A 7527-nucleotide genomic window follows, 5' to 3' on the forward strand; every position below is an offset into this window, starting at 1 on the left:
TGGCCAAGTTTTACCGCTAGCGTGGCCAGCGTTGCGGCAGCTGAGCAGCGCGTTCCAGCGCCTGGCGATACTCCGCGTCGAGGCGTGCGACCAATTCGTCGACGCTCGGCAAATCATGGATGTCACCAACACCTTGGCCGGCTGACCAAACGGTCTTCCAGGCTTTGGCTTCGTCGCTCAAGGGTTTCAATTTGGAGCCGAAATTCACTTCACCCTTGCCTTGCAGCGCCGCCATATCAAAACCGGCCGCTTCCAGGCTCTGGCGCATGAAACTCGCCGGAACCCCCGACACCGCAGGAGTATGGACGATGTCTGCCGCTTTGGATGTCAGCAACATCTGCTTGTAGGCGTCAGGCGCATGACTTTCGGTGGTGCCGATAAATCGCGTTCCGAAGTAGGCCAAATCAGCGCCGAGCAATTGTGCCGCAAGCACTTCGTGGCCATGGTTCAGACAGCCGGCCAGCAGTAACGTTTTGTCGAAGAACTGGCGGATCTCGGCGATCAGCGAGAACGGGCTCCAGGTCCCGGCGTGACCCCCAGCCCCAGCAGCCACGGCGATCAGCCCATCGACGCCGGCCTCGGCAGCTTTCTCGGCATGACGGCGGGTCGTTACGTCGTGAAACACCAGGCCGCCATAACTGTGCACGGCGTCCACCAGTTCTTTGACGGCGCCGAGGCTGGTGATGACGATTGGCACTTTGTGTTCGATACAGATCTGCAGATCCGCTTGCAGGCGCGGATTGCTGTTGTGGACGATCAGGTTCACCGCGTAAGGCGCCGGGTTTTCCAAGGTCGCCAACCCGGCTTCGATCTCTTCCAGCCAGGCCTTGAAGCCACTGCTTTCGCGTTGGTTCAACGCAGGGAAGCTGCCGACCACGCCATTGCGGCAGCAGGCCAGCACCAGCTGCGGATTGGAAATCAGGAACATCGGCGCGACCACCACGGGCAAACGCAAACGTTGTTCGAGCAGAGCGGGCAGCGACATTGGAAGTACCCCGGTTAATTGCGGCTGATTGAGTTTAAAACGGCTTGACCACGACCAAAATTACGATAGCCAGCAATATCAGAACCGGCACTTCATTGAACCAGCGATAAAAGACATGGCTGCGGGTGTTTTCGCCACGGGCAAAACGTTTTACCTGCGCGCCGCACATGTGGTGGTAGCCGATCAGAAGGACCACCAGCGTCAACTTGGCGTGAATCCACGCACCGCTGCTGAAGATGCTCGGGTTGAGGTAGATGAGTGCACCGCCGAAGATCAGCGTGGCAATCATCGCCGGGCCCATGATGCCGCGGTACAACTTGCGCTCCATGAGGCTGAAGCGTTCCTTGCTGACAGTGTCTTCACTTTGCGCGTGGTAGACGAACAGGCGCGGCAGGTAAAACAGGCCGGCAAACCAGCAGACCATGCTGATGATGTGAAGCGCTTTGATCCATAGATAGAGCATTTTTTAGTTATTCCCAGGTTCACGGTAGCGGGGATAGTAGAGGCTTGTGCCGCCGCGCGTCACCTTGGCGGTTGTCGCAGGGCCGCGCGGCCCCTATTATCGACGGCTTTCCAGTGGTTCGTTGAGGGCAGGTTTATGGTCAAGGTCGGTATCGTCGGCGGCACGGGTTACACCGGTGTCGAACTGCTGCGTCTGTTGGCGCAGCATCCGCAAGCAGAAGTGGTGGTCATCACTTCCCGATCCGAGGCCGGTCTGGCCGTGGCTGATCTGTACCCGAACCTGCGCGGTCATTACGACGGCCTGGCGTTCAGCGTTCCGGACACCAAAACCCTAGGCGCCTGCGACGTGGTGTTCTTCGCCACGCCGCACGGTGTGGCGCACGCTCTGGCCGGTGAGTTGCTGGCGGCGGGCACCAAAGTCATCGACCTGTCGGCGGACTTTCGTCTGGATGACGCCGATGAGTGGGCCAAGTGGTACGGCCAGCCGCACGGTGCGCCGCAATTGCTGGAAGAGGCGGTTTACGGTCTGCCGGAAGTCAATCGCGAGCAGATCAAGCAAGCGCGCCTGATCGCCGTGCCGGGTTGCTACCCGACTGCCACGCAATTGGGTTTCCTGCCGTTGCTTGAAGCAGGTCTGGCCGACACTTCGCGCCTGATCGCTGACTGCAAATCCGGCGTCAGCGGTGCCGGTCGTGGCGCGGCGGTGGGTTCTTTGTACGCCGAGACGTCGGAAAGCATGAAGGCCTACGCGGTGAAAGGTCACCGTCACCTGCCGGAAATTCGCCAGGGTCTGCGTCGCGCTTCGGGCAAGGATGTCGGCCTGACGTTCGTTCCGCACCTGACGCCGATGATTCGTGGCATCCACTCGACGCTTTACGCCACTGTGGTTGATCGTTCGGTGGATCTGCAGGCACTGTTTGAAAAGCGTTATGCCAACGAACCGTTCGTCGATGTCATGCCGGCCGGCAGTCACCCGGAAACCCGCAGCGTACGCGGCGCGAATGTCTGCCGAATCGCCGTGCACCGTCCGCAGGATGGCGACCTGGTGGTGGTGTTGTCGGTGATCGATAACCTGGTCAAAGGCGCGTCGGGCCAAGCGGTGCAGAACATGAACATCCTGTTCGGCCTCGATGAGCGTTTTGGTCTGTCCCACGCGGGTATGTTGCCTTAAGGCTTTATCGCGCTACACAAGAAGGCCCGTGATTCGGGCCTTCTTGCATTTTGGTCTGACAATTAGATCGATTGATATACCGTAACAATAGTTGACCAATTTTCTAGGAGAAGCGGATAATGCGCGTCATCACGCATTATGGCGGCGTAACGCCGGGAGATAGTTAACATGAGCGTCGAATCCTTCACCCCCACGGCTTTGCAATTCACCCACGGTGCCGCGCACAAGGTGAAGAGCCTGGTCGATGAAGAGGGGAATGATCGCTTGAAGCTGCGCGTATTTGTTACGGGCGGTGGTTGTTCAGGTTTTCAGTACGGCTTCACCTTCGATGAAGAAGTGGCCGATGACGACACCATCGTCGAGCGCGAAGGTGTCAGTCTGGTCGTTGACCCGATGAGCTTCCAATACCTGGCAGGTGCCGAGGTGGATTACCAGGAAGGTCTGGAAGGTTCGCGGTTCGTGATCAAGAATCCGAACGCCAGCACCACCTGTGGTTGCGGTTCGTCGTTCTCGATCTGATCCGCGTTACCGCAACAAAAAACGCCGCATGGCTTAAAAGCTCTGCGGCGTTTTGCTGTCCGGGATTCGCGGTGGCCAGGACTCTTTATGACCAGGATCCTTTATGAAGAGCTACGCGGGATAGATCGCGCCAAGGATGCGCAAGCCGCGCGCGCCGGTGACGCTCGGGCGGTTGGCGGCGATGCCTTCGAGGCAGCAATGCGCCAGCCAGGCAAACGCCATCGCTTCGACCCAGTCCGGATCAACGCCGTACGCGGCAGTGCTGCTGACCTTGGCGTTCGGCAACAGGCTCGTCAAACGCGCCATCAGCGCAGCGTTGTGCGCGCCGCCACCGCAGACCAGCAATTCCCGGGTGTTTGATTGGGCGCTTTGCAGTGACTCGATGATCGTCAGGGCGGTCAGTTCGAGCAGCGTTGCCTGCACGTCTTCAGCAGCGAAGGTCGGCAAGTGCGACAGATGCTGCATCAGCCACGGCAGGTTGAACACTTCGCGGCCGGTGCTCTTCGGGCCTTTGGTCACGAAGAAGGGATCGCTCAACAATTCGCTCAGCAATGTCGGCTCAACCTTGCCGCTGGCCGCCCATTGACCGTCGCGATCAAAGTTGTCGCCGCGTTGCTGGTGAATCCAGGCATCGAGCAAGACATTACCCGGGCCGCAGTCAAAACCGGCGACCGCTTTGCCCGGTTCGATCAGGCTCAAATTGCTGAAACCGCCTACGTTCAACACCGCACGATTGCCCGGCTGCTGTTCAAACAACGCTTCGTGGAAGGCTGGCACCAGCGGCGCGCCTTGGCCGCCGGCAGCGACGTCGCGGCTGCGGAAATCACTGACAACGGTAATGCCGGTCAGCTCGGTGAGCAGCGCGGGATTGCCGATTTGCACGGTAAAACCGCGCGCCGGTTCGTGGCGAATGGTCTGGCCGTGGCTGCCAATCGCGCGAATGTCTGCAGGTTTCAGGTGTTGTTGGTCGAGGAGGGCGTGAATGCCTTGCGCTGCCAGTGTCACCCAGTTCTGCTGGGCGATGGCGGAGCGGGCAATCTCGTCCGGGCCGCTGGCGCACAAGCCAAGCAGCTCGGCGCGCAGGGTCTCAGGCATGGGGATGTAGTGCGTGGCGATCAGCTTGATCGCCGAGGTCTGCTCGATCAGCGCAATGTCCAGGCCATCAAGGCTGGTCCCGGACATCACACCTATATAGAGCGCCATGGCTTAGCGTTTGCTCGAGGCCAGCATGGTGGCCTTCTCTTGGTCCATCCGCGCCATCAATGGCTGACTTTGCGCGAGGAAACGTGAGCGCTCGCCTTTGGCAATCGGATCAGCCATCGGCAGCTTCTGGCCGAGAGGGTCGACGTGGACGCCATTGACCTGGAACTCGTAATGCAAGTGCGGGCCGGTCGACAGGCCAGTGGTGCCGATATAACCAATCACCTGACCCTGCTTGACGGAGCCGCCAGTCTTCACGTTTTTCGCGAAGCCTTGCATGTGACCGTACAGCGTGCGGTAGGTGTTGCCGTGCTGAATGATGATGGTGTTGCCATAACCGCCGCGACGGCCCGCCAACAACACTTTGCCGTCACCGGTTGCCTTGATTGGCGTACCGCGCGGCGCCGCGTAATCGACGCCTTTGTGCGCGCGGATCTTGTTCAGGATCGGGTGTTTGCGGCCCATGGAGAACTTCGAGCTGATGCGCGCGAAGTCTACCGGCGTGCGGATGAACGCCTTGCGCATGCTGTTGCCGTCAGCGGTGTAGTAGGCGCTGTTGCCTTGTTTGTTGGTGTAACGCACGGCGGTGTAGGTTTTGCCGCGGTTGGTGAAGCGCGCGGAGAGGATCGGGCCATTGCCGACGGCCTTGCCGTTGACGACTTTCTGTTCGTAGATCACGTCGAACTCGTCACCCTGGCGAATATCCTGAGCGAAGTCGACGTCGTAGCCAAATACGCTGGCCATGTCCATGGTCAGGCTGTGCGACAGGCCGGCGCGTGCAGCCGATTGCGACAGCGAACTGTTGATCACGCCATGTACATAAGCAGAGCGCACGGTCGGTTTGGCAGTGATGCGGTTGAATGCATAACCCTTGTCATTCTTCGACAGGGTGATGGTTTCGAGGTCGCTGACCTTGCTGTGCAGGCTGGTCAACTGGCCTTCCGGGCTCAGTTCGAATTCGAGTTTCTGGCCGCGCTTGAGCTGGCTGAACTGTTTGGCCTGCTTGTCGCTGGCCAATACTTCATGGACGAAAGCGGCTGGCAGGCCGACTTTTTCGAACAGCGTGGACAGGGTGTCACCTTTGCCGACAATCACTTCTTTGTGGTTGGGCGCTTTCGGCGGCTCGACCACTGGCGCGGGGGCGGCTTGAGCCGTGGCGGTAGGGTCTTCGGCGCTTTCTTCGATCTGCGCGAAAGGTGAAGCTTCCGGCTCATTTGTGGCTTGGACGGCTTCAGCGGCGTCTTGGTCTTGTGTCAGTTGTTCAGCAGGACTTTCCAGTTCAAGACTGAGCGTTGTCTTTTTGGCTTCAACATCACTGGAAGGGAATACCAGAAGAGCCAAGCTAAGAAGGGCGGCGATACCACTTGCGGCGAGCAGGTGGGTCTTCGGGTAAAGCGGCGGCGCTTTAGACGGTTTTGTGGTCATAGGTAATTTTTGACTTTGAAAAGATGAATTGGAAAAGATGAATGACATGATGAAGATGAAATAACTGTATAAAATATAACCAAATCATCCCTGAAGCAAGTCCGCGGACACTCTGCCGGCGGATTGGCGTCATTGCGCCGGCCAAACTTTGTATTTGACCCGTGATCTTGTATGGTTGGTTCCCTTTGAATTCGAGCCTTGCGGGTCTGTTATGAAGTCGGTTGAAGAGCAGCTAGCGCTGATCAAACGTGGTGCAGAAGAACTGTTGGTCGAGTCCGAGCTGATCGAGAAGCTCAAGCGCGGCCAGCCGCTGCGTATCAAGGCTGGCTTCGATCCGACGGCGCCGGATTTGCACCTCGGGCACACGGTGCTTATTAATAAGCTGCGTCAGTTCCAGGAGCTGGGCCATCAGGTCATCTTCCTTATAGGTGACTTCACCGGCATGATCGGTGATCCGAGCGGCAAGAGCGCTACTCGTCCTCCGTTGACGCGTGAGCAGGTTCTCGAGAATGCCGAGACCTACAAGACTCAAGTGTTCAAGATTCTCGATCCGGCGAAAACCGAAGTGGCATTCAACTCCACCTGGATGGATCAGATGGGGCCGGCTGACTTCATTCGCCTGACTTCGCAATACACCGTGGCTCGCATGCTCGAGCGCGATGATTTCGACAAGCGCTACACCACCAATCAACCGATCGCCATTCACGAGTTCCTCTATCCGCTGGTTCAGGGTTATGACTCGGTAGCTTTGCGCGCGGATGTCGAGTTGGGCGGTACCGACCAGAAGTTCAACCTGCTTATGGGGCGTGAGCTGCAGCGTGGTTATGGTCAGGAGCCGCAGTGCATTCTGACCATGCCGTTGCTTGAAGGTCTGGATGGCGTGAAGAAGATGTCCAAGTCGTTGGGCAACTACGTCGGTATCCAGGAAGCGCCAGGCGTTATGTACAGCAAGCTGGTTTCGATTCCGGATGCGCTGATGTGGCGCTACTTCGAATTGCTCAGCTTCCGGTCCATGGATGAGATCAACGCGTTCCGTGCTGACGTCGAGGCCGGTGCGAATCCGCGGGACATCAAGATCAAGCTGGCTGAAGAGATCGTTGCGCGTTTCCACGGTGAAGAGGCTGCGGCCAATGCACACCGCGCTGCAGGTAACCGAATGAAGGAAGGTGAGCTGCCGGACGATCTGCCGGAAATCGAGCTGACTGCTGCTGAGGATATGCCGATCGCAGCTGTCCTTAATAAAGCAGGCTTGGTGAAGAACTCGGCAGTGGCGCGTGACCTGCTCAATTCTGGCGGTGTGCGTATAGATGGTGAGGTTGTCGATCGCACCTTTATATACGTACTCGGCGCGACTCATGTTTGCCAGGCCGGAAAGAAGGCATTTGCGCGTATTACGCTCAAATCCGAATAAACCTGAAATCAGCGCTTGACGGCAGAATCTGGAAGTCTATAATTCGCCCCACTTCCGGCGCAGTCGAAACGGAAAACTCCTTGGTAAACAATGAGTTACGCAGGTTTCGGCAGTGAGTTGCTTCAGTTCATCGAAGCGCGAAAGGGGGTTGAAAAAGAGGAGTTGACAGCAGCGAGTAACGCTGTAGAATTCGCCTCCCGCTAACGAGAGATCGAAAGCGCAAGTGGTTGAAGTTGTTGAAGAAATCTTCGAAAACTTCTGAAAATAACCACTTGACAGCAACTGGCGCTGCTGTAGAATGCGCGCCTCGGTTGAGACGAAAGATCTTAACCAACCGCTCTTTAACAACTGAAT

Annotated in this window: 8 protein-coding genes; 3 read left to right on the plus strand and 5 right to left on the minus strand. The window is 57.9% G+C overall.

Annotated features, from left to right (window positions below; translation table 11 throughout):
• Nucleotides 1-16: 16 nt before the first annotated feature.
• Together BI292_RS17455 and hemJ are read right to left on the minus strand one after the other, a co-directional pair.
• Nucleotides 17-985 carry a nitronate monooxygenase family protein gene (locus tag BI292_RS17455; protein ID WP_101208601.1) on the minus strand — a complete coding sequence of 323 codons (969 nt, stop codon included), beginning with the start codon at nucleotides 983-985 and terminating at the stop codon, nucleotides 17-19.
• 34 nt (nucleotides 986-1019) lie between these two features.
• On the minus strand, nucleotides 1020-1448 hold the full coding sequence (gene hemJ / locus BI292_RS17460) for a protoporphyrinogen oxidase HemJ (protein ID WP_101208602.1): 429 nt from the start codon (nucleotides 1446-1448) through the stop codon (nucleotides 1020-1022).
• A gap of 135 nt (nucleotides 1449-1583) precedes the next feature.
• On the opposite strand from hemJ, the gene argC reads away from it, so the two are divergent.
• A complete protein-coding gene (argC, locus tag BI292_RS17465; RefSeq protein WP_092277373.1) occupies nucleotides 1584-2618 on the plus strand; it encodes an N-acetyl-gamma-glutamyl-phosphate reductase in 1035 nt (344 codons plus the stop codon).
• A 168-nt stretch (nucleotides 2619-2786) separates the two neighbouring features.
• Nucleotides 2787-3137 carry an iron-sulfur cluster insertion protein ErpA gene (erpA, locus tag BI292_RS17470; protein WP_007947969.1) on the plus strand — a complete coding sequence of 117 codons (351 nt, stop codon included), beginning with the start codon at nucleotides 2787-2789 and terminating at the stop codon, nucleotides 3135-3137.
• 111 nt (nucleotides 3138-3248) lie between these two features.
• Here erpA and BI292_RS17475 read toward each other — a convergent pair whose 3' ends face one another.
• Nucleotides 3249-4340 carry an anhydro-N-acetylmuramic acid kinase gene (locus BI292_RS17475; RefSeq protein ID WP_101208603.1) on the minus strand — a complete coding sequence of 364 codons (1092 nt, stop codon included), beginning with the start codon at nucleotides 4338-4340 and terminating at the stop codon, nucleotides 3249-3251.
• A 3-nt stretch (nucleotides 4341-4343) separates the two neighbouring features.
• Entirely contained in the window at nucleotides 4344-5762 is a 1419-nt protein-coding gene (locus BI292_RS17480) for a peptidoglycan DD-metalloendopeptidase family protein (protein ID WP_092277379.1), read from the minus strand.
• Between the two features lie 211 nt (nucleotides 5763-5973).
• Here BI292_RS17480 and tyrS point away from each other — a divergent pair, with 211 nt between their 5' ends.
• Nucleotides 5974-7173, plus strand: coding sequence for a tyrosine--tRNA ligase (gene tyrS / locus BI292_RS17485; RefSeq protein WP_054044107.1), 1200 nt, complete (start codon nucleotides 5974-5976; stop codon nucleotides 7171-7173).
• Nucleotides 7174-7209: 36 nt separating this feature from the next.
• On the opposite strand, the gene BI292_RS29025 is transcribed toward tyrS, so the two are convergent.
• Nucleotides 7210-7527 (minus strand): hypothetical protein (locus BI292_RS29025; RefSeq protein WP_256592703.1); only part of this gene is annotated, 318 nt, incomplete at its 5' end.

The organism is Pseudomonas sp. 43NM1, assembly GCF_002836905.1.
GTDB classification, from domain to species: domain Bacteria; phylum Pseudomonadota; class Gammaproteobacteria; order Pseudomonadales; family Pseudomonadaceae; genus Aquipseudomonas; species Aquipseudomonas prosekii.

Excerpts from the sequence above, each read along its gene's own strand:
- hemJ (WP_101208602.1), bottom strand. The coding sequence starts at position 1,448 with ATGCTCTATCTATGGATCAAAGCGCTTCACATCATCAGCATGGTCTGC.
- tyrS (WP_054044107.1), top strand. The coding sequence starts at position 5,974 with ATGAAGTCGGTTGAAGAGCAGCTAGCGCTGATCAAACGTGGTGCAGAA.
- BI292_RS17475 (WP_101208603.1), bottom strand. The coding sequence starts at position 4,340 with ATGGCGCTCTATATAGGTGTGATGTCCGGGACCAGCCTTGATGGCCTG.
- BI292_RS17455 (WP_101208601.1), bottom strand. The coding sequence starts at position 985 with ATGTCGCTGCCCGCTCTGCTCGAACAACGTTTGCGTTTGCCCGTGGTG.
- BI292_RS17480 (WP_092277379.1), bottom strand. The coding sequence starts at position 5,762 with ATGACCACAAAACCGTCTAAAGCGCCGCCGCTTTACCCGAAGACCCAC.
- erpA (WP_007947969.1), top strand. The coding sequence starts at position 2,787 with ATGAGCGTCGAATCCTTCACCCCCACGGCTTTGCAATTCACCCACGGT.
- argC (WP_092277373.1), top strand. The coding sequence starts at position 1,584 with ATGGTCAAGGTCGGTATCGTCGGCGGCACGGGTTACACCGGTGTCGAA.